1 pseudogene is annotated in these 724 nt (G+C 59.0%); it reads right to left on the reverse strand.

The annotated features are described in order from the left end of the window. Positions 1 to 724 (reverse strand): annotated as a pseudogene (locus J5224_RS32590) (hypothetical protein); the annotation flags it as partial.

The following is a 724-nucleotide window of genomic DNA, read 5'->3' on the forward strand; positions in this document are numbered from 1 at the left end:
CCAGCTTGACCGCCAACGATGGCATTACCAGCGCGTTTTTGTCTACCGGCTTGGCTTCTTCCGGTTTTGCTTCTGCTACCACGGTTTCAACCGGTGGTGCGCTGGGCACCGGGGCCGGTTTCTGTGCTACTACCGGCGCTGTTTCTGGATGCGCAACGGCGGGCGCCTTTTCGGCTTCTGGCGGCCTTTCAGCAGCAACGGGCGGTGGTGCTATCGGTGTGGCGTTTTGTGCAACGGTCTCAGCTTCATTGACTTTTAGCACGCGTTTTTCTGGCGTATGTGCCACCACGGGTTCTGAAGTTATCGGTTTACTCGGTACGCCAGCGCGGAACTGCCACACTAATGCACCGGCGAGTGCCACGCCCGGTGCAACCCACCACCAGCGACGCAATGCCGATTTCCCTGGTGCCGTCGCTGGCACAGCAGGGATCGCCACCTTGGGCGCGTCGTCGGGTTCGTTTTCTGGCTCAACCGGTAGTGACGCCGTTTCTGCATAGACGGCGGCAGCGTTGGGCTGTGCAATGGGCGGTGCAATCGGATCGACCAGCGGTTGTGCCGTGATGACCGGTAAGGCTTCGCGCAGGCACGCTAAGGCGTCGGTTCGAGGTTTTTGGTCGAGATTAATAAAACCCCAAAAGGTGATGACGGGGCGGCCATCAACCAGATAAACGTAATTTGCCGCGGGAAATTGGAATGCTTTGGCGAGCAGGGCACCAAATCGTTG

Source organism: Candidatus Symbiopectobacterium sp. NZEC135 (genome assembly GCF_025962695.1).